The 22,718-nt window shown below is 60.2% G+C and carries 17 protein-coding genes; 15 read left to right on the top strand and 2 right to left on the bottom strand.

What is annotated here, in order from left to right; translation table 11 throughout:
* Nucleotides 1-104: 104 nt before the first annotated feature.
* The 5 genes from I6L44_RS02830 to I6L44_RS02810 all read left to right on the top strand — a co-directional run bounded on the left by I6L44_RS02830 (nt 105) and on the right by I6L44_RS02810 (nt 5,252).
* Nucleotides 105-320 carry a YdcH family protein gene (locus I6L44_RS02830; RefSeq protein WP_005337763.1) on the top strand — a complete coding sequence of 72 codons (216 nt, stop codon included), beginning with the start codon at nt 105-107 and terminating at the stop codon, nt 318-320.
* Between the two features lie 243 nt (nt 321-563).
* A complete protein-coding gene (locus tag I6L44_RS02825; protein ID WP_227342340.1) occupies nt 564-1,676 on the top strand; it encodes an extracellular solute-binding protein in 1,113 nt (370 codons plus the stop codon).
* Nucleotides 1,673-3,811: a diguanylate cyclase gene (locus I6L44_RS02820; RefSeq protein WP_216953235.1), complete on the top strand. Its 2,139-nt coding sequence runs from the start codon at nt 1,673-1,675 to the stop codon at nt 3,809-3,811. The genes I6L44_RS02825 and I6L44_RS02820 overlap by 4 nt, the downstream gene beginning before the upstream one ends.
* A 138-nt stretch (nt 3,812-3,949) precedes the next feature.
* Nucleotides 3,950-4,609, top strand: a complete 660-nt coding sequence (locus I6L44_RS02815) for a YceH family protein (RefSeq protein WP_216953234.1) — start codon at nt 3,950-3,952, stop codon at nt 4,607-4,609.
* Between the two features lie 85 nt (nt 4,610-4,694).
* Nucleotides 4,695-5,252, top strand: a complete 558-nt coding sequence (locus I6L44_RS02810; protein ID WP_216953233.1) for a HutD family protein — start codon at nt 4,695-4,697, stop codon at nt 5,250-5,252.
* A gap of 114 nt (nt 5,253-5,366) precedes the next feature.
* Here the strand turns inward: I6L44_RS02810 and azu are convergent, their stop codons facing one another.
* A complete protein-coding gene (azu, locus tag I6L44_RS02805; RefSeq protein ID WP_005337768.1) occupies nt 5,367-5,807 on the bottom strand; it encodes an azurin in 441 nt (146 codons plus the stop codon).
* Between the two features lie 335 nt (nt 5,808-6,142).
* Here azu and I6L44_RS02800 point away from each other — a divergent pair, with 335 nt between their 5' ends.
* A complete protein-coding gene (locus I6L44_RS02800) occupies nt 6,143-7,198 on the top strand; it encodes an FAD:protein FMN transferase (RefSeq protein ID WP_216953232.1) in 1,056 nt (351 codons plus the stop codon).
* Nucleotides 7,199-7,259: 61 nt separating this feature from the next.
* On the opposite strand, the gene I6L44_RS02795 is transcribed toward I6L44_RS02800, so the two are convergent.
* Nucleotides 7,260-7,685, bottom strand: a complete 426-nt coding sequence (locus I6L44_RS02795) for an Hsp20/alpha crystallin family protein (protein WP_103250619.1) — start codon at nt 7,683-7,685, stop codon at nt 7,260-7,262.
* 295 nt (nt 7,686-7,980) lie between these two features.
* On the opposite strand from I6L44_RS02795, the gene I6L44_RS02790 reads away from it, so the two are divergent.
* From I6L44_RS02790 to I6L44_RS02750, 9 genes are all read left to right on the top strand, one after another.
* Nucleotides 7,981-9,627, top strand: coding sequence for a tetratricopeptide repeat-containing response regulator (locus I6L44_RS02790; protein ID WP_216953231.1), 1,647 nt, complete (start codon nt 7,981-7,983; stop codon nt 9,625-9,627).
* A gap of 66 nt (nt 9,628-9,693) precedes the next feature.
* The gene (locus I6L44_RS02785) at nt 9,694-10,656 is read left to right on the top strand and encodes an ion channel (protein WP_201937181.1); all 963 of its coding nucleotides are present in this window, start codon (nt 9,694-9,696) and stop codon (nt 10,654-10,656) included.
* Nucleotides 10,657-10,771: 115 nt separating this feature from the next.
* The gene (xthA, locus tag I6L44_RS02780) at nt 10,772-11,578 is read left to right on the top strand and encodes an exodeoxyribonuclease III (protein ID WP_100653387.1); all 807 of its coding nucleotides are present in this window, start codon (nt 10,772-10,774) and stop codon (nt 11,576-11,578) included.
* Nucleotides 11,579-11,895: 317 nt separating this feature from the next.
* On the top strand, nt 11,896-13,098 hold the full coding sequence (locus tag I6L44_RS02775) for an efflux RND transporter periplasmic adaptor subunit (protein WP_216953230.1): 1,203 nt from the start codon (nt 11,896-11,898) through the stop codon (nt 13,096-13,098).
* A 9-nt stretch (nt 13,099-13,107) separates the two neighbouring features.
* A complete protein-coding gene (locus I6L44_RS02770) occupies nt 13,108-16,218 on the top strand; it encodes an efflux RND transporter permease subunit (RefSeq protein ID WP_100645526.1) in 3,111 nt (1,036 codons plus the stop codon).
* Nucleotides 16,219-16,334: 116 nt separating this feature from the next.
* A complete protein-coding gene (locus I6L44_RS02765) occupies nt 16,335-17,087 on the top strand; it encodes an ABC transporter substrate-binding protein (RefSeq protein ID WP_216953229.1) in 753 nt (250 codons plus the stop codon).
* Nucleotides 17,088-17,144: 57 nt separating this feature from the next.
* Nucleotides 17,145-17,645: a hypothetical protein gene (locus tag I6L44_RS02760; RefSeq protein WP_216953228.1), complete on the top strand. Its 501-nt coding sequence runs from the start codon at nt 17,145-17,147 to the stop codon at nt 17,643-17,645.
* 293 nt (nt 17,646-17,938) lie between these two features.
* Nucleotides 17,939-19,462, top strand: a complete 1,524-nt coding sequence (locus tag I6L44_RS02755) for an efflux RND transporter periplasmic adaptor subunit (protein ID WP_216953227.1) — start codon at nt 17,939-17,941, stop codon at nt 19,460-19,462.
* 73 nt (nt 19,463-19,535) lie between these two features.
* Nucleotides 19,536-22,664: an efflux RND transporter permease subunit gene (locus I6L44_RS02750; protein WP_216953226.1), complete on the top strand. Its 3,129-nt coding sequence runs from the start codon at nt 19,536-19,538 to the stop codon at nt 22,662-22,664.
* Nucleotides 22,665-22,718: the final 54 nt, after the last annotated feature.

Below are 22,718 nucleotides of genomic sequence, written 5' to 3'. Positions count from 1 at the left end.
AAACCATTGTTGCCGAATTGGATCCGGATCACATTTATCTGGGGGGGTAAGGGGTAGTTTGGTCTCTAAGGCACAATCAAACGAAACCAAGGAGGCTCCATTACATGTTCCCAGAGTACAGAGAACTTATCTCGAAACTGAAGAGCAGTGATGTCCATTTCCAGAAGAAGTTTGACTTGCACAACGACCTGGATGCGGAGATTAGAAAGCTGGAAAAACATCACGCCAGCGACTATAGCGCCGAGGTGAGGGATCTGAAAAAACAGAAACTCAAACTGAAAGAGGAGATATACGACATCCTCAAGCAACATCCACAATAGATGCCTCGAAGATAATCCGGATAAGCAATTTATCCCTCAGCCCGGCCCAAGCGCCGGGCTTTTTGTCTCTTAACTCAATTAGTTGATCCACCACACTACCGACAGGAGCGGTTGTTTGTTACATTTTTCATTTCTGATCCAAGGTACAGATGTGATGGTAACATGACCATAGATCGCGTTTTTTATCATCTTTTGCTGCTTTGCATCTTCTCTGGCATTCAGCCACTGCGGGCCCAGGAGCCAGTGCTGGAGTTGTGGCACTCCCAGCAGGCCGGGTATGTGATCGACGACGTGGTCACCCGCTTCAATCAGGAAGGCAATCACAAGGTTCACGTCACCCAGATCGAGCCGGGCAAGATCAAGGCAGATATCCTGCTGGCGGCTCAGGCAAGGGGGCTGCCCGACCTGATGCTGATCCCCTCCGATTTTATCGGCCTCTATCGCCAGATGACCCTCGCCCCCATCCCGGCCGAGTGGTTTTCCCCCGCGCTGATGGCCAGCGCCCTGCGTTATGTCACCCTCGACCGGCAGCGCTGGGGCATGCCCATGATGCAGGGCAACCATCTGATGCTGTTTTACAACAAGACACTGGTCTCAACCCCAATCACCCGCTGGCAAGAGCTGAACGCCATTACTCCCCCCTTGCTTGCACAAGGGGTCTCCCCCGTCAGCTGGCCCTATCACGACATGTACTACTTTGCGGCGTTTCTGCTTACCTTTGGTGGCTCGCCGGTGACCGAAGGGCGCATCACTCTCGACACCCCGGCCATGGTTCAGGCACTGGAAGCATACCGTACTGTCGCCAGAGAGCAGTGGGGCGATCCCGACTGCGACTATGATACCGCCCTGGCCCGTTTCAACGAGGGCAAGAGTGCCTATCTGGTCAATGGGGACTGGGCTTTCAATGACCTGGTGAAAAACATGGGTGAACGGCTTGGGGTGGCCCTGCTGCCTCACTGGGAAGAGCGCCCGATGCACTCCATGAGCGGAGCCTACGTTCTCAGTGTTTCTCGTTGGGCAATGGCAGATGAAGAGCGGCAGGCCGTCATCAAAGCCCTGATGGCCTTCATCCAGCGGGACGATAATCAGCAATTGATCTATCGGCAGGGAGCGCTGTTGCCAATCAATCAGCGGGCTTTTGCCGCCATCAACCAACACCCCGCCCCGCACGAAAAGGTGCTGCTGGAACAGTTTACCCTCAGTACTCCCATGCCTTCCGACAGTGCCATGTCCATTGCCTGGCAGGCGATGGACAAGGGGTTCGAGCGTTTCAAGGAGGGAAGCAGTGCTGCTGATGCGGCCCGTTACATGCAGCAACTGGCTGATCAGCAATACCGGCAGGTCAAGTCAAAATGAGCCACCGTACCTTTCGTCTCGGCCCCACGCTCATCGTCATCCTGTTCACCGTTGCCCTGCTGCCTGCGCTGCTGGTGAGCGGCATATTGCTGGCTCGTCAGCACCAGATCATTGCCCAGAGCGAACAATCCCAGCTGGAACGGGCCCTCACCAGCATGACCCGTGAGGCACGCTTTCGCAGCGAGCTGATCGGCACCCAACTTCAGCAACTCAGCAACGACCGGGTGCTCAATCAGGCACTCGAGAATTTTCTCTTCTCCAGTCATGCCCGGCTGGCGCTGGCTACCTTCATCAAGTCCAACAGTTTACTGACCTCGGCCTACCTGATCGATGATCAGGGTCGGGTAGTGGAGTACATCAACGGCCGGGCCTCCCACCTTGAATCGAGCAACCTGATGCCACAGCTGATGGCCTGGAGCAAGACGCGGGAAGCCAAACAGGGTAAACATCTGCTGATGCCTGTGGATGATCCCCTGCTGATCGGCGATATGGAGCAGGACCGCAGCGGCGGACTGGCGCTGGTGGCCCCCATCTATCGCAATCACCAGCGTGCTGGCGTGATGCAGACCCCTTCCGGCTTCGTGATGGCTATCCTCCCTTGGCGACAGATGGCCCAGCTGCTGGAACCCTATCTCAAGGGGAGCGAGTATCTGGTCATTTCACAAGGAGATACCCCTCTCTACGAGGGCTCACATGACAACACCAGAGACATGGATGACCGGGTCCCCAGCCAGATGGCGCAGCTCTTGACTATCGGCTGGCCACAACTTGCAGAGATGATTACCCCCACCATCACCCTCTACAGCTACAGCGATGACAGGGTTAGCGAGCTGAACAAATCCCAGCAGCTGCTCACCATCAGCATCGCCGTCATGTTGCTGCTGGTGGCCATCGGCTGTGTCTGGCTTACCCGCTGGCTCACCCGACCGCTGCGCTCGCTGGCCGCGCTGGTGCGCAGCTATGGCAAGGGCAACTACCAGCAACGGCAGGCACCGCTGCGCTTTGTGGAGTACGACGAGGTACGCCAACTGCTGCAGGAGATGGCCTACACCATCTCGGCCCAGGTGCGGGCACTCTATCAACAGAACGAACAACTGCAGCAGGCCAACAGCGAGAAAGAGGCCTTCAACCAGCGGCTGCTCGGCTTCAATGACGAGCTGGAGCAAGAGGTGGCATCCCAAACGACCGCCCTGCGTTCGGCCCTGAGCCGGGAGGAGCGCAGCCGCCATGTGCTGCAATCCTGGCTGCAGTTCGGTCTGCACCAGCAGCTGGATGTGGATATCGCCGAGCTGGCTAGCTCCGCCCTGTTGCAGCTCTCCCAGCTCTATCCCGGTCACCGCTGGGGGCTGGTGATCCGCCGCGATGGCCAGCCCCACTACTCCCTGACCCAGGGGGTCGATGCTCCCTTGCGGGATGCCCTGCAGGAGAAGCTGACCCAACTGATGGATGAGGAGGTCAAACACTCCGAATGCCAGTGGGATAACGCACTCTGGAAGATCATGACCCTGCCCGGCAGCCAGAGTGGCGTGCTGTTTGGCTATCTGATGGTGAGCGCCGAAGGGCTGGAGTCGGAGGACAGGGCTATCTTGCGGCTGTTTGCCAAGCAACTGGCAGTGGGCATCGAGGGGCGACTCTTTACCGATGAACTGGCACGGGTCGCCCGCACCGACAACCTCACCGGCCTGCCCAACCGCCAGGCGTTCGAAGAGATGTTCCATCACTATCAGGCTGTGCTGGCGCGCCATCCGGAGCGTCACCTCGCCCTCTTCATGCTCGACCTCAACGGCCTCAAGCGCACCAACGACCAGTATGGGCACGAGGCGGGCGACGCCCTGCTGATCCAGATGGCACGACTACTGCGCACGCTGTGCCGACAGAATGAGAGCATATTCAGAATGGGAGGAGACGAATTCGTGCTGCTGGCAGAGGCGGATCACCTCGCCTGCCAGCAGCTGGCAGGCAGGTTGGAGGCAAGCCAGCAGCACGCCATCGTGCAACATGGGGAGCATAGCTTCCCGCTGCGTTTTGCCATCGGCTGGAGCAGCAGCGACCAGACCCCGCTGGCGGAGCTGAGCCGGGTGGCGGATGACGCCATGTATGCCGACAAGGCGCGCTTCTATCAGGGGCAGCGCTAAAAGCGGAGACCTCTGGCGTTGGCGAGCCTTTCGCCAACGCCCTGATCAGCTCGCAAAAATGGCGCGCAACGCTAGACGCGGCGCGGACCATGACTAAGATAGGGGCTCTTGATGTCTCGATTTGGAAGGGAGTAGGAAATGGAGTTAGTACTTGGCCCACTGGAAGCCCGCGTCATCGGCTGTCTGATTGAAAAAGAGATCTGCACCCCGGATCAATATCCCCTCTCCCTTAATGCACTGGTCAACGCCTGCAACCAGAAGAGCAACCGCGAGCCGGTGCTGGATCTCTCCGAGCTCGATATCCGCGCCGTGGTGGACGAGCTGATCCGCAAGCGGCTGGTGGTCAACACTGCAGGCTTCAACGCCCGGGTGCCCCGCTACCAGCACAGATTCTGCAACACCGAATTTGGCGAGCTGAAATTCAGTGCCCAGGAGCTTGGCATCGTCTGCGAACTGCTGCTGCGCGGCCCGCAAACCCCAGGGGAGCTGCGCTCGCGCACCAACCGCCTCTGCAGCTTCGATGATGTCACCGAGGTAGATGCGGTGCTGACCCAGCTCATCGAGCGTGGCCCCTACGTGGTCAAGCTGCCGCGCGAGCCGGGCAAGCGCGAATCCCGCTACGCCCACCTGTTCAGCGGTGAGGTGGATATTCAGACGATGATGGATGCCGCCCCTGCGGCTGCCTATGCCTCCCCTGCCGCCGACCGTCTGAGCGAGCTGGAGCAGGAGGTAAACGAGCTCAAGAGCCGTCTCGCCGCCATGGAAGCGCGGCTGGCAGCACTGGATGGTCAGGGCTGATCGCCTTTACCATCACCCATCTCTATCAGGGAGCCGGGGCTGATGTCCCCGGCTCCCTGCGTTTTTTTATCGTGAGGAAGTGCCCGTGATCACCCTGATTAAAGAGTCTGACCACCAGAAGATGCCCTGGAAAAACCAGCAGGGCACCACCAGCCAGATCCTCATCTCCCCCAAGGGGAGCAGCCTTGCCAAACTCGACTTTGACTATCGACTGAGCTCGGCCCCCATCAAGAGCGCGGGCCCCTTCTCCCCCTTTCCCGGCTATCAGCGCATTTTGCTGCCGGTGAGCGGGGCTGGCTTTGTGCTCAACGGCCACCCCTACGCCACCTTCGAGGCGGCGCATTTTAGCGGCGACGAGGAGATCCACTGCGAGTTGCTGAAAAAAGAGGTGACCGATCTGGGGCTTATCTACCATCCGGCTCGCATCAGCGCCAACGTGCGGGTGCTGAATCTCCCCTTCCCGCTGACCCTGACCCTCGAGCTAGGGAAGACCTACCTCTGTCACCTGCTGAGCGGCCAGCTGACCGTGCAGGGCAAAGAGGTGGCCATCAACGAGACGCTGGTGGTGACCGGTGAAGAGAGCATTCACTTCGAATGCCAGAAGAAGACCACCATCGCCTTCTTTACCCTGCAGGCCAAATAGCGCAAAAGTCGGCGGTGTGCAGTCATGCCACGCCACACACAAACAGCAGAGATGAAAAAGCCGGGAAATCCCGGCTTTTGCTATTGAGGCAACCGGCTCGTGCCGGTCAGCACCTTAGTTGACCTTGAAGGAGCCCTTCATCATGGCGAAGTGGCCGGGGAAGGAGCAGAAGAAGGTGAGATCCTTGCCCGCCAGACCGTCGGTCTTGAAAGTGACGCTGCTGCTCTCGCCGCCGCCGATCAGCTTGGTGTGAGCCAGTACACGGGGATCATCCTTGGGCAGATAACCGTTCTCGGCCCCGGCGCTCATCCCGGCAGTCGCCACGGTCTGATAGTCGGCGGTGCTGGCCAGCACCCAGTTGTGACCCATGGCGGTCACAGGCAGCTTGCCGGTGTGGTTCAGGGTGACCGTCACCTCCTTGCAGGTGGCCGGCACGCTCATCTCTTTGAGGTTGTACTGCATGGCATCATTGCCTTCGATGACCAGTGCACACTCATCCGCAAGCACGGGGGCAGCCAGGGTACTCAGAAACAGCAGGGTAATCGCCTTTTTCATCATCTTCTCCTTTGATTGGCAATGGATGGCAACGACTTGGCGGATGCGGTGAACGCTTCGCAAAGATGCCGTCTAAATCGACCTTCATTTTACTCAATTGTCTTCAATCGGCTATGGCTTTTGACCAAAGCTGCGGGTCAGGTCACCAGACGGTGCTCTACTCGCCACTCTCTCCCTCACGGATGGACGATACGACCCGCTCCCGCCACAGGTTCAAACCTGTTTAATTTTTTCTGCCCTTTTCCCTCCGATTGCCCCTATCAGGGCTCGCCCGGCGGGCGCCCCTTGGCTAAGCTAGCGCCCCGATATGAACCTTCTCCAGATGAGAGCGCCGGATGATTGCGATAACCCCCGTGGCGGCCCTGCGCGGCCTGCTGCTGACCCTGCTGCTGACGCTGGCCGGCTGCCAGCCCACCCCGCCTGCCCAGACCCGTATTCAGGGCAAGACCATGGGCACCTACTATGTGGTGACCCTGAGCGATAGCTATCCCGGTGGGGAGCCCGCCCTCAAAAGCGATGTTGAGAGCCTGCTGGCCCGGATGAACAAGGAGATCTCCACCTACGATCCGGGCTCGCTCATCTCCCGTTTCAATCAAGGGCCCGCCAACACCCCGTTTGCCATCCCGCCCGCCATGGCCATCATAGTCCAGCAGGGGATTGATGCCGGTAAACTGACCGACGGCAAGCTGGATGTGACCGTGGGGCCTCTGGTCAATCTGTGGGGCTTTGGCCCGGACAAACGGCCGGTCAAGCGGCCCGATGAGGCGGCCATCGCCGCCGCCCGCCACAAGGTGGGGATCGACAAGCTGACCCTGACCCCGCAGGGGGATCACTTCCTGCTCGAAAAAACGATCCCGGATCTCTATCTCGACCTCTCCACTCTCGGCGAGGGGGCCGCCTCTGACGAGATTGCCGCCCTGCTCGAAGGCAAGGGGGTACACAACTACCTGATCGAAGTGGCCGGTGCGGTGCGCAGCAAGGGCAACAACAGCAAGGGCTCGCCATGGAAAGTGGCCATCGTCGAACCCTCCGATCAGCCGGGGGCCTTCTCCGATATCGTCATCCCCAACGGCATGGCGCTCAGCACCGCGGGCAGCTATCGCAACTACTACGAACTGGATGGCCAGCGTTACTCCCATATCATCGACCCCGCCACTGGCCAGCCGGTCACCCACAAGCTGGTCTCCGCCAGCGTCATCACCCCGACCGCGCTGGAGGCCGATGCTCTCGATACCGCGCTGATGGTGATGGGGCCTGAAGCGGGGATGGCATTTGCCAAACAGCACCAGCTGGCGGTCTATCTCATCATCAAGACCGAACAGGGGTTCAAGGCCAAGTACACGCCCCAATTCGCCCACTATCTGGCGAAGCAACCGACAGAAAAGCACTGATAAACAGAAGGCCCCGATAACGGGGCCTTCTCATTACGGTTGATGATGAACTTGTCACGGGCTATTCGATGGTCACCCGGTGAGGGGCTGGCGTTTCCACCTGCTTGGGCAGTTGCAACGTGAGGATACCGTTCTCGAACCTGGCGCTGACCTTGTCCAGCGCCACCTCGACCGGCAACTCCAGAGTGCGTGAAACACTGCCAAAATAGCGTTCACTGCGCAGTGTTCGCTCATCCTTGTTCTGGCTGTCAAACTGGCGGATCTCCGCTTTCAGCGTCACCTGTTTACCATGGATATCCACATGGATGTCCTCTTTGGCAACCCCCGGCAACTCGGCTTGCAGCACATAGTTGCCATCACTCTCCTTCAAATCCAGCCTGATCTGGCTCGGCAAGGGGTCCCCGTGCAAGGGGCGAATATAGAAGCCGGACGCCATATCGCGAAACAGGTCATCGAACAGACTGGTACGGCTTGGTAGCAAACTCATCTCTGATCCCTCCGTGATTCATGGACTGACAGAGGCAGGCCCTGATACCTGCCTGATGGGGCCTATATGTGACCGAGGCTTGTCTTTGCCCCCTCTATCAGTCTAAAAAGTGTGCCGCGTGCTGCCACCCCATCTGAGCTTTATTTGATATGGATCAACCACATCGCCCTGGCCACCAGGCACAGAGCGTGACATGGAAACTGGAAGTTGCGTGACAAAAGCACATTGATTGCCACTTGACACGCTTTGGTGGCACACTTTCTCCCATCAACCCGTAGCGCCTCGACCCAGAACAATGCAGACACCGGAAAACGCGTCAGAAAAGAAGAGCCCTACCAAGCCACAACGCATTCTGATGGTCAATGAGCAGCGCTCGTTTCAGGTGATGATGAAGGCGATGCTGATCAATCTGGGTATCAGCAACATCACCTACTCCAATACCGCCGAGGATGCACGGCGTCGCTGCCAGAAGGGCAGCTTCGACATCTATCTCATTGATTACGATCTGGGGGTCGGCGAAAATGGCCGCCAGTTGCTGGAGAGTCTGCGCGACCAGAGCCTGATCCCGCCCCAGAGCGTGGTGATCATGGTGAGCAGCGACAGCTCCCGCGCCATGGTGCTGAGTGCGCTGGAGGCCGAGCCCGACGAGTACCTGATGAAGCCCTTCTCCCAGGAGCAGTTCTCGTTTCGCCTCAGACGCGCCCTCGCCCGGCGTCATGCCCTGGCACCGGTATTCACCGCCCTGGCCGACAACAACTTCCAGGCTCTCATTACCGCCTGTGCCGAGCGAGCCGATGCGGTGCCCCGTTTTGCCAACTACTGCCGCTGCTTGCAGGCCGATACCCACCTCAAGTTGGGTGAAGCACAGGAGGCTCGCGCCTTGATGCGCCAGCTGCTGGCCGGCCAGGAGAACAGCTGGGCCCGCCTGACGCTGGGCAAGGCGTGCAACACTCTGGGGCTCCATGAAGAGGCAGTCAGCCATCTGCAGGCGACCCTCAAAAATACCCCGCTGATGGTGGAAGCTCACCTCTGGCTGGCGGAATCCCAACTCGCCCTCGGCAATGACGAGCAGGCGCAGCAAGAGCTCAGGCGGGCGGTGGACATCTCCCCCCAGTCGGTGCAACTCTCCCGCCGACTGGCGGAGGTGTGCCTGCTGCGCCACGACTATGCCCAGGCCAAGGATGTGTTGCTGTCGCTGATCGACCTGTCCCGCAACTCCATTCACCGCACCCCCCACTATCTGGGGGCCTATATCCAGACCCTGACCCTCTACGCCCTCAACAGCAACGACAGCTACCACATCGCCAACCTGCAAAAGCAGGTCAATTCGGCCCTGTCGCGCATCCGCGATTCGTTGATGATGTCGGAGTTCAACTACCCGGTGTTCGAGCAGATCTGTCAGGCTCGGGTACAGATCGCGCTGGGCGAGCTGCTCAAGGGCAAGAAGATGCTCTATCGCGCCAACCAGAACTGGCTCGACGAACCGGCCACCATGCCCCCCGCCCTGCTTGGCGAAACCATCCTCGCTCTCTATCAGCTCGGCGAGTTTGAGTACGCCGAGAGCCTGCAGAGCCTGCTGGCGGAGGACGAAGACCGGCTGCTCACCACCTGTATTCAGGCAACCCGGGATGACAAGACGGTACTGGAGCGGCGTCAGCGCTACCAGCAGCTCAACGATCTGGGGATCAAAGCCTATCAGGCCGGGGAGCTTGAACAGGCACTCGGTCACTTCCGCGAGGCCCTGCGCCGCGCGCCCGCCAATACCGGTGCCGCCCTCAACAAGATCCAGGTGTTGCTGCAACTGATGCAGAAAAACCGCAAGAGCCCGGAGTTTGGTGCCGAATGCAAGGAGACCCTGGAGGTGCTCGACGGCATCCCCCTCAACCCGGCCCAGCAGGAGCGTTTTCGCAAGCTGCGCCAGGAGTTCAACCAGTTCAGCTAAGACGCCGCCGCGCCCCCCTTTCCCCGCCTATGCTGAAACCAGTTCGGCAATGCGAGGGAAACGAAGATGGCGATGTGTCGTTATCTGGTGGCCGATGGCCGCCACTGCAGTGAAGAGGCTGGCGAGCACGATCTCTGCCACTGGCATGATCCCCACCATACCCATCAGGAAGCCCACACCGCCGAGGCGCTTGAACAGTACGTTCGCGCTGGCGGACTCTGCCACGGCCTGCAGCTGTCACGGGCCAATCTGGCGGGCCTCAATCTGGTCAACAAGGAGTCCGATCAGGGATTTTTGCTGGAGCAGTGCAACCTCTATCGCGCCAACCTGCGCGGTGGTCACCTCTACGGCCTGCGCATGAAGGGCGGCAGCCTGATGAAAGCCGATCTCAGTGATGCCAACCTCCAGTGCGCCACCCTCGATGACGTCAACCTGCTCGGCATCCGCTGGCACAACACCCGGCTCGACAACATGCAGACCGGCAAACGGGTGATGCAGGATCGCAAGGGGCGCCGCGAACGGGATCCCAAACAGGCGCGCATCTGGTTCAAGGAGGCGGAAGAGACCTACCGGGATCTGCGCAAAGCCTCCGAGGCGCAGGGGATCTTCACCATGTCCGGCAACTATATCCAGCAGGAGCTCACCATGCGCCGCCTGCAACTGCCGTTCTGGTCGACCCAGCGTTTTACCTCCTGGGTGGTCGATCTCTTCTGCGGCTATGGCGAGGCCCCGATGAGGGTGGTGCTCTTCTCTCTGCTGCTCATCTTTATCTGCAGCATTTTTTACTTCTTCTGCGGCCTCAACTTCGCGGGTAACTACCTTATCTATCGACCAGAGGCGCCCCTTGAAGAGAACGCCATCTTCCTGCTCGAATGCCTCTACTACAGCGTGGTCACCTTCACCACGTTGGGGTACGGCGACTTCACTCCGGTCGGGCTCTCCAGGATCTTTGCCGCCTTCGAAGCCTTTACCGGCAGCTTCACGCTGGCGCTGTTTGTGGTGGTATTCGTCAAAAAGATGACCCGCTGACGCCTCTCCCTGCCAAGCGGGTCGGCCACTGGTGCTGACCCGCGCCCCGAACTTGCATCCACCGCCGATTCCTAGTCCAATAGCCACTTATAAAAATGACATGAGCATCCCGGACATGAAGATCATCTCTTTCAATATCAACGGCCTGCGCGCCCGCCTGCACCAGCTGCAAGCCATCATCGACAAGCACCAACCCGATGTGATCGGCCTGCAGGAGATCAAGGTACACGACGAGGCTTTCCCGCTGGCCGATGTGGAGGCCATGGGCTATCACGTGGAGTTTCACGGCCAGAAGGCCCACTATGGGGTCGCCATCATGAGCAAGCAGAAGCCGGTCAAGGTGGAGAAAGGCTTCCCCACCGATGACGAAGAGGCCCAGCGCCGGATGATCATGGCGACCTTCGAGCGCGAAGACGGCTCTCTCATCAAGGTGATGAACGGCTACTTCCCGCAGGGTGAAAGCCAGGATCACGAGACCAAGTTCCCGGCCAAGCAGAAGTTCTACGAGGATCTGCAGCACTATCTCGAAACTCATCACACGCCGGACGACCAGCTGGTGCTGATCGGGGATATGAATATCTCCCCCACCGATCTCGACATCGGTATCGGCGAAGCGAACCGCAAGCGCTGGCTGCGGGATGGCAAGTGCTCCTTCCTGCCCATCGAGCGCGAATGGATGGAGCGGCTGAAAGGGTTCGGTCTCACCGACACCTTCCGCGCCGCCAACCCTACCGAGTGCGAGCGTTTCTCCTGGTTTGACTACCGATCCAAGGGCTTTGACGAGAATCGCGGCCTGCGCATCGACCTCATCATGGCCTCCGACGCCCTCAAGGACAGCGTGACCGAGACAGGTATCGACTATGAACTGCGCGGCATCGAGAAACCCTCCGACCACGCTCCCATCTGGGCCTGCTTCGCCTGATTGAGTGCGGGCGAGGGCTCCTCTCGCCCGCTACAATTATCCCCCTTTTTCCTCCTGACTATTGTCATCGCACGCACTATCCTGTCGGCAATCTAGTTCTCATATGATACTCTTTACTCCATTTTCCAGCAGCAGAACGGCTTCTGTTGTGAAGAACAGAGAGAACTTTTTCGATCAAGCAGCTTGGGTTCAATGTTCATGCTCTATGATTGAAAAACTTCAATAATCCAATGAGTTAATTTGTAATCATGAAGTTAATCACGTCAGCCGAAAAAAAAGGTGTGCATGATGGCCGCAATCGGGCCAACAGGAGTGAAATGATGATGGAGCCAAACACCAGAGCAGGATTATTCAAACAGGGGATGCTCGCTCTGACGCTGGCCGGTGCACTGGCCGGCTGTGGCGGGGAAACAAACCAGACGGCGCAAACCATGCCGGCCGTGCCCGTGGTAGTCAACGAGGCGACCCTGACCGATGTGCCGCTCACCACCGAGATGGTTGGCGAAACTGCCGGCTTTCGCGAGATCGATGTGCGCTCCCGGGTCAGTGGCATCCTGCTCAAGCGCACTTATGTGGAAGGCCAACCGGTTACCGCCGGCCAGCAACTGTTCCTGATCGACCCCGAGCCCTACAAGGTGGCGCTGGAGCAGGCCAAAGGCACCCTGGCCCAGGAGCAGGCCAGACTCAACAAGGCACGCGCCGATCGGGATCGCATCATTCCCCTCTTCAAGCGCCAGGTGGTAAGCCGCAAGGACTATGACGACACCATCGCCAACTATGAAGCGGCCATCGCCAGCCATCAGGCCGCTCAGGCCAAGGTGAAGGAGGCCGAGCTCAACCTCAGCTATACCAAGGTCACTGCCCCCATCAACGGCATGGCGAGCAAGAGCTCCCAGTCCGAGGGGAGCCTTATCTCCACCAGTGGCGACAACGGCCTGCTCACTACCATCACCCAGTTTGATCCGCTCTACGTCAACTTCTCCTACTCGGAGCAGGATCGCCTCGATTTCGAGAACTCGGTCAAGAGAGGGACCATTAAAGCCAAGGACGCCACCAACTGGCGCACCCATATCCGCCTGGCCGATGGTTCTGTCTACCCACAAGCGGGCAAGCTCAACTTCTCCGACAACCGGGTCGATCCCCAGACCGGCACCATCCGTGCCCGCGCCATCTTCGATAACAAGGACGGCGTGCTGCTGCCCGGCCAGTTTGTCCGTATGACCATCGATCTGGGCACCCGCAAGAATGCCATCGTGGTGCCGCCCCGCGCTATCGTCCAGTCCCAGGCTGACCGCATGGTGATGGTGGTCGATGCCGAGAACAAGGTGATCCCCCGTCCGGTCAAACTGGGCCCGGTGGTCTCCGAGGGGGTGCTGATCGACAGCGGCCTCAATGCCGGTGACCGTTACATCGTCGAAGGCTTGATGAAGGCTCGCCCCGGCAGCGTGGTGAAACCTGTCTCTGCCGACGAGATGAAAGCCATCACCGCCAAGATGGTCAGCCACTCAGCGGCCAAGTAAGGAGCTCGTATGTTTTCTAGGTTTTTTATCGAGCGTCCCATCTTCGCCAGCGTGATTTCCATCATTATCGTGCTGGGCGGATTGGCGGCAATGCGCTCGCTTCCCATCGAGCAGTACCCCCAGATCACCCCGCCGGTGGTCTCGGTGACCGCTTTCTATCCGGGGGCCACTCCGGAGGTGATCTCCCAGACTGTCGCCGCACCGCTGGAGCAGCAGATCAACGGCGTCGAGCGGATGATCTATATGCAATCGGGTTCGGCCTCCAACGGCCAGATGAACCTCAACGTCTACTTCGAGATCGGCACAGATCCGGATCAGGCCACCATCAACGTCAACAACCGGGTATCGGCCGCCATGGCCCAGCTGCCGGAAGAGGTGAAAAAGCAGGGGGTAACGGTCAAGAAGAAGTCGACCTCCATCCTGCAGGTGGTCACCCTCCAGTCGCCGAACGGCTCGTTTGATACCACCTATCTGTCAAACTATGCCCTGCTCAACATCATCGACGAGCTCAAGCGGATTCCCGGCATCGGTGATACCACCTTGTTTGGCGGTACTGACTACGCCATGCGTATCTGGCTCAGGCCGGATCGACTGGCCCAGCTCGAACTCACCCCGAGTGATGTGATTAGCGCCATCCGCGAGCAGAACACCCAGTTTGCGGCAGGCAAGATCGGTGCTCAGCCCACCTCGACCCCCATCGACTTCACCTACACGGTGCAGACCAAGGGTCGCCTTGAAGATGTGAAAGAGTTCCAGAACATCATCGTTCGCTCCATGCCCGATGGCTCCAAGATCCGGGTCCGCGATGTCGCCCGGGTCGAGCTGGGGGGCAAGGATTATGATCTGGTGGCCCGCGCCAACGGCAAACCGGCCATCGGTATCGCTACCTATCTGCAGCCCGGTGCCAACGCCGTAGCAGTCGCCGATGCGGTGCACACCACCATGGAGCGGCTCAAGGAGCGCTTTCCGCAGGATATCGAGTACCAGATCCCCTACGACACCACAGAGTTTGTGAAGATCTCCATCGAAGAGGTGGTACACACCCTGTTCGAGGCGATCGTGCTGGTGTTCGTGGTAGTCTACCTGTTCCTGCAGAACTTCCGCGCCACCCTGATCCCCTGTATCGCGGTGCCGGTGTCGCTCATCGGGACCTTCGCCGGCATGCTGGTGCTCGGTTTCTCCATCAACCTGCTGACCCTGTTCGGCATGGTGCTCGCCATCGGTATCGTGGTGGATGACGCCATCGTGGTGCTCGAGAACGTCGAGCGGATCATGAGCGAGAAGAAATGTTCGCCCAAAGAGGCTGCCATCCTCGCCATGCAGGAGGTCTCAGGTCCGGTGGTCGCCATCGTGCTGGTGCTTTGCGCCGTGTTCCTGCCGGTCGCCTTTATGGGTGGCATGACAGGGGTGATGTACAAGCAGTTCGCCATCACGGTCGCGGTCTCGGTGGCCATCTCCGGTCTGGTGGCTCTGACTCTCTCTCCGGCCTTGTGCGCCGTGTTGCTGAAAGAGGGACATCACAAACCGGCCCGTTTCTTCGTCTGGTTCAACGATAAATTTGACCAGCTGACCCGCGGCTATGTACGGGGTGTGGCCTTCCTGAACCGTCGGGTGGGGGTCGCTTTTGCCATCATCGCCGTACTGTTGCTCTCCATCTACGGTCTCTTCCTGAAAGTGCCGGGCGAGCTGGTACCGAACGAAGATCAGGGCTACCTCATCTCCGCCGTCATGCTGCCGGATGCCGCCGCCATGAGCCGGACACAGGCAGTGGCGGATCAGTTCGACAAGCTCGCCATGGCCAATCCCAATGTGAAGGATGTGATCACCTTCTCGGGCTTCGACATCCTCTCCAACGCCATCATCAGCAACAGCGGTCTCACGTTCATTACCCTGAAGGACTGGAGCGAGCGCAAGGGGACAGGCCAGGACTCCTTCGATCTGGCCAAAACTCTGCAGGGGATGAGCCTGATGGGGCTGGCTGACGGCTTTGTTGCCTCCTTCAACCCGCCCCCCATCCAGGGGATGTCCACCACCGGCGGACTGGAAGGCTACCTGCAAAACCGGGGTTCCGGCAGTGCCCAGGAGTTTTCGGGCGAAGTACAGCGCTTCCTCGCCGCCGCCAAGGAGCGCCCCGAGTTTGCCAGTGTCACATCCACATTCCGTGCCAATGTGCCGCAGGTCTATCTCGACCTGGATCGCGAGAAAGCCAAGGCACTGGGGCTGCCGATCAATGCGGTATTCGACACCATGCAGGCCACCTTCGGTCAGGTCTATGTCAACGACTTCAACCAGTTTGGCCGAACCTACCGGGTACAGTTGCAGTCCGAAGCGGACTACCGCGCTAAGAAGAGCGATATCCGCAACGTCTACGTGCGCTCCAACACCGGCGAGATGATCCCGCTCAGCAGCCTGGTGACGGTCCGTGATGCCACTGGTCCCGAGCTGGTAGAGCGTTTCAACATCTTCCAGGCAGCCAAGATCATGGCACAGCCGGCACCCGGCTACAGTTCGGGTCAGGCGATCGCCGCACTGGAAGAGGTGGCCAACAGCACCCTTGGCAACGATGCCAAGCTGGAGTGGACCGGTTCCGCCTATCAGGAGAAGGCCTCTGCCGGTAGCGCAGGCATGGCGTTCGGCTTCGGTATTGTGATGATCTTCCTCATCCTGGCAGCCCAGTACGAACGCTGGAGCCTGCCGTTTGCGGTGATCACAGCCGTACCGTTCGCCCTGTTCGGCGCCCTGCTAGCCACCTGGCTGGTAGGACTCACCAACAACGTCTACTTCCAGATCGGGCTGGTGACCCTGGTGGGTCTTGCCGCCAAGAACGCCATACTGATTGTGGAGTTCGCGGTGATGAAGCACGAAGAGGGGATGAGCCTCATCGAGTCGGCACTGGAGGCGGCGCGCCTGCGTTTTCGCCCCATCGTGATGACCTCGCTCGCCTTCATCCTCGGCTGTGTGCCGCTGGTCACCTCCAGCGGCGCCGGTGCCGCAAGCCGTCACGCTCTCGGCTGGCCGGTCATCGGCGGCATGCTGGCGGCCACCTTTATCGCCATCTTCTTTATCCCGCTCTTCTTCCGCCTCATCATGAAAGGGTCGGAAAAACGCGCCAAGCCGTAACGCTCTCCACGGGCGTTCCACCGATAACAAACTACCCCCGCCCGTGCGGGGGTATTTTTTTGTCTGCGGTGTGCTTCAATGACACACATCGAGACTTTTTTGCACAGGATCCGGATATGCTGACTCAGCTCTGGCTCGCGACGACCTTGACGACCACTACCCTCTCCGCCTGTGGTCATCACGATTATCCCCCCTGGAACTGGCTGAGCGATGGCAAGATCATCGGCGTTTGTGCCGAAGTAGTCAGTACCCTCTATCAACGGTTGGGTTTCAATGTGGATCTCTCCTATGTGGGCCCCTGGGCCCGCTGTCAGCAGAAAGTGGCGAAAGGAGAGGTCGACATCAATATCTGTGCGTTGCGCAACGAAGAGAGAGCACACTACTCCCGCTTTACCCGAACACCCATGGCCATCAATGACATGGCGGTGTTCGTACGCCAACCCGGCAGCCGCTTGCTGCAGCGACGGGAGGATCTGACCGGACTGCGGGGAGCCATGATGATCGGCGTCAGCCTTGGCAGCGAAATGGATGATTTTTTGCAAGCAAATACCCGCATCTACAGGGTCAACTCCCTCAAGCAGGTATTTGGCCTGCTGGCCAGTGACCGAGTCGACTTCGTTCCCTATGGCCGCTCTTCCGGCCGTCTGTTTTTGAGCGAAAATTACCCGAGCAGCGGAATGGCTGATCTGCAGTGGCCACTGCAGCGCGGTGAGCTCTATATTTCTGTTTCACTACAATCTCCCCATCTTGGCACCCTCGAACAGCTGGAACCCATGCTGCAAGCGCCGGGCATGAGGCAGTGGATAGATCAGCTGCTGGAGAAATACAGCGACATCTATCTGCAACAACAGCGCCTGCCCTCGCCTTGACCTTCTCCCAGAAGCAAGGTTTAGAGTCTGGATACCAGATCCTGAAGGATGACCGGATTGTCACTCACCCAGCTTGCGACAAGATTGCCCTCTGCCCTGCTAGCCCGGCTATTGCTGGCTCTGCTGCTCGTGTGCAATCTGACCCTCTGCATCAGCTGGCATGCTTTTCCCCTCTCCTCCGAGACGACCCAAAGCAGCCCCCTGCCAATGGTGATGTTGGATTCATCCATGGCGATGGCGGATGGCGAGAGCTCTCATGCGATGCCCGCAATGTCTCACCCGAGCGATACCATGGCCCTCTCCTGCCATCAGGGGGACGATGGGTCAGCCATGGGCGATGAGTGCCAGATGCAGACCGGAGTCAATGCCCTCTCCTTCGGCGCGATGGCTTTGCTGGGGGTACTGGTCGCTCTGCTGCTCTTTCCCCTGCTACTTGGCAACAACGTCGCAGCGTCACTGCTTGATAACTGGTTGCGGGATCCCTTCCTGCGCTCGCGCGGTACTCACCCTCCCTCCTGGCCGCGCCGACATCTGATGCTGTCGGTGTTACGCCACTAGAAAGTCCTTCTCTTGCGGCAGCGGCAAGCCTCGGCTTGTCCGTTTTCTGCTGCCTTGCCTGACCCTGTGACGACTGGCCCCGCCAGCAACAGGGAGCCGTGCGCGCTGATACAGCTGCGCCCCGTTTGCCGCCAATCCCTTGGGTGATGCCTTGCACCTCACCCGACCGGCGGCCTGCAAAAGAGAAGACGTATTATGTCACCAGCCCACTTTTCACCGTCCAAGGTTGCTGCCTTTGCGGGCGCATTACCCTCCTGCACTTTCTGCATGCAGATCCGCGTAGGAGGCCAGTCATGAACAAGACCGTCCTGATGTCGGCCCTGCTACTTGCCCTTGGAGCTGGTGGCGGCTACTGGGCCGCCAAACAGACCTCCGATGGCGCCAGTGTCAAAGAGAAGACGCCCCTTTACTGGGTCAACCCCATGGATCCTCGCGACAAGCGCAATGCCCCGGCCAAGGACAACATGGGGATGGACTTTATCCCCGTCTATGAGGAAAAACAGGGCGGCTCACCGGGCACTGTCACCATCAGCCCCGAGATCCAGCAGAACCTGGGGGTGCGGCTGGCCAAAGTGGAGAAGCTGCCTATTCACCAGCAGATCGAGACGGTGGGCTATGTCGGTTATGACGAGGACAGGCTGGAGGCAGTCAACGCCCGCATGGCAGGCTGGATCCGCACCCTCGCCATCAAGAGCGAGGGGCAGCAGGTGAGCAAGGGGAGCCTGATTTACGAGCTCTACGCTCCGGATCTGGTCAATGCCCAGCACGAGTACCTGCTCGCCCTCAACACAGCCAACCCGCTGCTGCTGCGCGCCGCCGAGGGCAAGCTCAAATCCCTGCAGGTACCGGCGGATCAGATTGCGGCCCTCAAGCGCACCCGCCAGGTGCGCGAAACCATCAGCATTTACGCCCCCAGCAGCGGTTATGTCTCCGAGCTCAAGGTGCGCGAGGGCCAGTATGTTGAGCCCGCTGCGGCGCTCTTTAACATCAGCACCCTCAAGCAGGTGTGGGTCAGTGCCGAGGTGTTCGAGCGTCAAGCCGCCCAGCTGAAGGTAGGGGATCCGGTCACCATGACTCTCGACTACGCCCCCGGTCGCAGTTGGCAAGGTAAGGTGGATTACCTCTATCCGACCCTCGATGCCGCTACTCGTACCCTCAAGGTGCGGCTGCGCTTTGACAACCCGGACGAGTTTTTGAAACCCAATATGTTTGCCAAGGTGAGCATTCGCACCGGGCAGGGAGAGTCGCAATTGGTGGTGCCGAGCGAAGCGGTGATCCGCACCGGCAGTCAGGATCGGCTGGTGCTGGCGTTGGGGGATGGCAACTTCAAGTCGGTCGCCGTCACTCTCGGCCCCCAGTTTGGCGACAAGGTGGCCATCAAGGCTGGGGTAGAGGCTGGGGATAACATCGTCAGCTCTGCCCAGTTCCTGCTCGACTCCGAGTCGGCCATCGATTCGGACTTCCAGCGCATGACGGCGGTGCGCCCTGCCCAAGTGTGGACTCAGGGCGAGGTTGAAAGCATCGATCTGGCCAAACGTACCCTGATGGTCTCCCACCAGCCCATCCCCGAGTGGCAGTGGCCCGCCATGGAGATGGAGTTCACCGTCGCCGACGGGGTCGATATCAGCAAGCTGGTCGAGGGGCAGACCCTGCACCTGCAGGTAATGCAGGAGGGGGATGAGTACCGCATCACCAACATCCATCAGGAGAAGGCCCCGGCCAGCGGCCACGCTCCGGAGCAGGCAAAAGATGAGATGGAAGGGATGGACCATAGCCAACATCAGATGGCGATGCCCGAGGTGGAGAAGAAATCATGATCCCTGCCATAATTCGCTGCCTAGCAGGCAACCGCTCTCCGCTCTCTGTACTTGGTGAGAAAGGAGTTCAATCATGATCCCGTCGATTATTCGCTGGTCCATCGGCAACCGCTTTCTGGTGCTGCTATTGACCGTCATGCTCACCGCCTGGGGGCTCTGGTCGGTCAAACAGACCCCGGTGGACGCCCTGCCGGATCTCTCCGACGTGCAGGTGATCATCAAGACCTCCTATCCGGGCCAGGCTCCGCAGGTGGTGGAGGATCAGGTGACCTACCCGCTCACCACCGCCATGCTGGCAGTACCGGGGGCGACCACGGTGCGCGGCTACTCCTTCTTCGGCGACTCCTTCGTCTATGTGTTGTTTGACGACAACACCGACCTCTACTGGGCCCGCGCCCGGGTGCTGGAGTATTTGAGCCAGGTGGCCCCCAACCTGCCCGCCTCCGCCCGCCCCCAGCTCGGCCCGGACGCCACCGGGGTGGGCTGGGTCTATCAGTACGCGCTGGTGGACAAAAACGGCAAGCATGACCTCAGCGAGCTCACCTCTCTGCAAAACTGGTTCCTCAAGTACGAGCTGCAGACGGTGGAAGGGGTCTCAGAGGTCGCCACCGTGGGTGGCATGGTGCGCCAGTATCAGGTGCGGGTCGACCCGGACAAGCTGCGCGCCTACGGCATCCCGCTCTCCCTAATCGAGACCGCCATCAAGCAGGGCAACCAGGAGACCGGCGCTTCCGTCATCGAGATGGCAGAAGCGGAGTACATGGTGCGCTCCAACGGCTATCTGAAAAGCGTCGAGGATCTGAAGCAGATCCCGCTCGGCACCAATGTGCGCGGCGCCCCGCTGCTGCTGGGCGACGTGGCGGATGTGGTCACCGGGCCCCAGAGCCGGCGCGGCCTGGCCGAGCTCAATGGCGAAGGGGAAGTGGTGGGCGGCATTATCGTCATGCGCTATGGCGAGAATGCCCAGCACACCATCGACGGGGTCAAGGCGCGGCTCGCTCAGCTGAAGAGCAGCCTGCCGGAGGGGGTGGAGGTGGTCACCGTCTACGATCGCTCCGACCTTATCCAGCGCGCCATCGATAACCTCTCCGGCAAGCTGGTGGAGGAGTTCGCGGTAGTGGTGCTGGTCTGTCTGGCCTTCCTGTTCCACCTGCGCTCGTCACTGGTGGTGGTCATCACCCTGCCCATCGCCATTCTGGTGGCCTTTATCGTGATGCATCTGCAGGGGATCAACGCCAACATCATGTCGCTGGGGGGCATCGCCATCGCCATCGGCGCCATGGTGGATGGCGCCATCGTGATGATCGAGAACGTCCACAAACACATGGAGCGGGAGGCGCTCACCGACAAGAACCGCTGGCGCATCATCACCGAGGCGAGCATCGAGGTGGGGCCCGCCATCTTCTTCTCCCTGCTCATCATCACCATCAGCTTCCTGCCGGTATTTGCGCTGGAGGCGCAGGAGGGGAGGATGTTCCATCCCCTCGCCTACACCAAGACCTATGCCATGGCGGCGGCTGCCGCGCTCGCCATCACGCTGGTGCCGGTGATCATGGGTTACTTCATCCGTGGCAAGGTACTGGCGGAGCAGGCCAACCCGCTGAACCGCTGGCTGAGCCAGGGCTATGTGCCGCTGCTCAAAGCCGTCTTGGCCCGCCCGAAAACCACCCTGGCCATCGCCGCCGTGGTGACGGTGGCGGGCTTCTGGCCGCTCAAGTACCTGGGCTCCGAGTTCATTCCGCCGCTCGATGAGGGGGACATCATGTATATGCCCACCACCGCAGCCAATATCTCGGTGGGCAAGGCGCGGGAGATTTTGCAGCAGACCGACAAGCTCATTCGTACCGTACCCGAGGTGCAGAACGTGTTCGGCAAGGCGGGGCGCGCCGAAACCGCCACCGACCCTGCCGATCTGGTGATGATGGAGACCAGCATCCAGCTCAAGCCCCGGGATCAGTGGCGCCCCGGCATGACCCCGGAGAAGCTGAAAGAGGAGCTCGACTCCCTCATCCGCTTCCCCGGCCTCACCAACGCCTGGGTGCCCCCCATCAAGACCCGCATCGACATGCTGGCCACCGGTATCAAGACCCCGGTCGGCATCAAGATAGCGGGGCCGGATCTCAAGGTGATCCAGCAACTCGGCCAACAGCTCGAACAGATCGTTGGCAAGGTGGAGGGCGCCTCATCGGTCTACGCCGAGCGGGTGGCGGGTGGCCGCTACGTCAAGGTGGATATCGACCGGCTCAAAGCGGCCCGCTATGGCCTCAACATCGCCGATGTACAGGCGGTGCTCGCCACCGCAGTGGGCGGCATGGAGGTTGGCCAAACCATCGAGGGGCGCGAACGCTATCCCATCAACCTGCGCTACCCCCAGAGCTATCGCGATTCTGTAGCCAGCTTGGAGCTGCTGCCGGTGGTCACTCCAAGTGGCGCTCGCATCGCGCTGGCGGATGTAGCCCGGGTCTACATCAGCGATGAAGCCCCCATGCTGCGCAGTGAAAACGCGCGGCTCAACGGCTGGGTCTACGTCGATATTCGCGGCCGCGATATCGGCTCCTTCGTCGATGAGGCCAAAGCCGAGGTGGGCAAGCAGCTGGTGCTGCCGGCGGGCTACGCCCTCACCTGGTCTGGCCAATACGAGTACATGGAACGGGCCAAGGCGCGCCTCGCCTACGTGGTGCCGCTGACGGTCGCCATTATCGTGCTGCTGCTCTATCTGGCGTTTCACCGCGTTCAGGAGGTGCTGCTCATTCTCACCACCTTGCCGCTGGCGGTGGTGGGGGGGATCTGGACCCTCTGGCTGCTCGACTTCAACCTCTCGGTGGCGGTCGGGGTGGGCTTTATCGCTCTGGCGGGGGTGGCGGTAGAGACCGGCGTCTTGATGCTGGTCTACCTCAACCATGCCTGGGATGACCTGGTGGCCAGTGGCAAGCCGGACAAGGCGGGTCTGCACCGGGCGGTGATCCACGGCGCCGCCCTGCGCCTACGCCCCAAGATGATGACGGTGGTCACCATCATCGCTGGCCTCTTGCCCATCATGTGGAGCCACGGCACCGGATCCGAGGTGATGCAGCGCATCGCCGCCCCCATGATCGGCGGCATGGTGAGCGCGCTGGTGCTGACCCTCTTGGTGCTGCCCGCCGCCTACTACCTGTGGCGCAGCCGGCACCTGGGCGCGACCGAGCACCAACCCGCCGGCTAACCCGGTGGCAGCGCCCTTTTTGACAACCAAGAATCTGAATCAACGACGAGGAAA

The organism is Aeromonas sp. FDAARGOS 1414, assembly GCF_019047065.1.
GTDB classification, from domain to species: domain Bacteria; phylum Pseudomonadota; class Gammaproteobacteria; order Enterobacterales; family Aeromonadaceae; genus Aeromonas; species Aeromonas veronii_A.
This window is presented reverse-complemented; position numbering and strand designations above follow the sequence as displayed.

Excerpts from the sequence above, each read along its gene's own strand:
- xthA (WP_100653387.1), top strand. The coding sequence starts at position 10,772 with ATGAAGATCATCTCTTTCAATATCAACGGCCTGCGCGCCCGCCTGCAC.
- I6L44_RS02770 (WP_100645526.1), top strand. The coding sequence starts at position 13,108 with ATGTTTTCTAGGTTTTTTATCGAGCGTCCCATCTTCGCCAGCGTGATT.
- I6L44_RS02800 (WP_216953232.1), top strand. The coding sequence starts at position 6,143 with ATGATTGCGATAACCCCCGTGGCGGCCCTGCGCGGCCTGCTGCTGACC.
- I6L44_RS02795 (WP_103250619.1), bottom strand. The coding sequence starts at position 7,685 with ATGAGTTTGCTACCAAGCCGTACCAGTCTGTTCGATGACCTGTTTCGC.
- I6L44_RS02815 (WP_216953234.1), top strand. The coding sequence starts at position 3,950 with ATGGAGTTAGTACTTGGCCCACTGGAAGCCCGCGTCATCGGCTGTCTG.
- I6L44_RS02755 (WP_216953227.1), top strand. The coding sequence starts at position 17,939 with ATGAACAAGACCGTCCTGATGTCGGCCCTGCTACTTGCCCTTGGAGCT.
- I6L44_RS02785 (WP_201937181.1), top strand. The coding sequence starts at position 9,694 with ATGGCGATGTGTCGTTATCTGGTGGCCGATGGCCGCCACTGCAGTGAA.
- I6L44_RS02750 (WP_216953226.1), top strand. The coding sequence starts at position 19,536 with ATGATCCCGTCGATTATTCGCTGGTCCATCGGCAACCGCTTTCTGGTG.
- I6L44_RS02820 (WP_216953235.1), top strand. The coding sequence starts at position 1,673 with ATGAGCCACCGTACCTTTCGTCTCGGCCCCACGCTCATCGTCATCCTG.
- I6L44_RS02765 (WP_216953229.1), top strand. The coding sequence starts at position 16,335 with ATGCTGACTCAGCTCTGGCTCGCGACGACCTTGACGACCACTACCCTC.
- azu (WP_005337768.1), bottom strand. The coding sequence starts at position 5,807 with ATGAAAAAGGCGATTACCCTGCTGTTTCTGAGTACCCTGGCTGCCCCC.
- I6L44_RS02790 (WP_216953231.1), top strand. The coding sequence starts at position 7,981 with ATGCAGACACCGGAAAACGCGTCAGAAAAGAAGAGCCCTACCAAGCCA.
- I6L44_RS02775 (WP_216953230.1), top strand. The coding sequence starts at position 11,896 with ATGATGATGGAGCCAAACACCAGAGCAGGATTATTCAAACAGGGGATG.
- I6L44_RS02830 (WP_005337763.1), top strand. The coding sequence starts at position 105 with ATGTTCCCAGAGTACAGAGAACTTATCTCGAAACTGAAGAGCAGTGAT.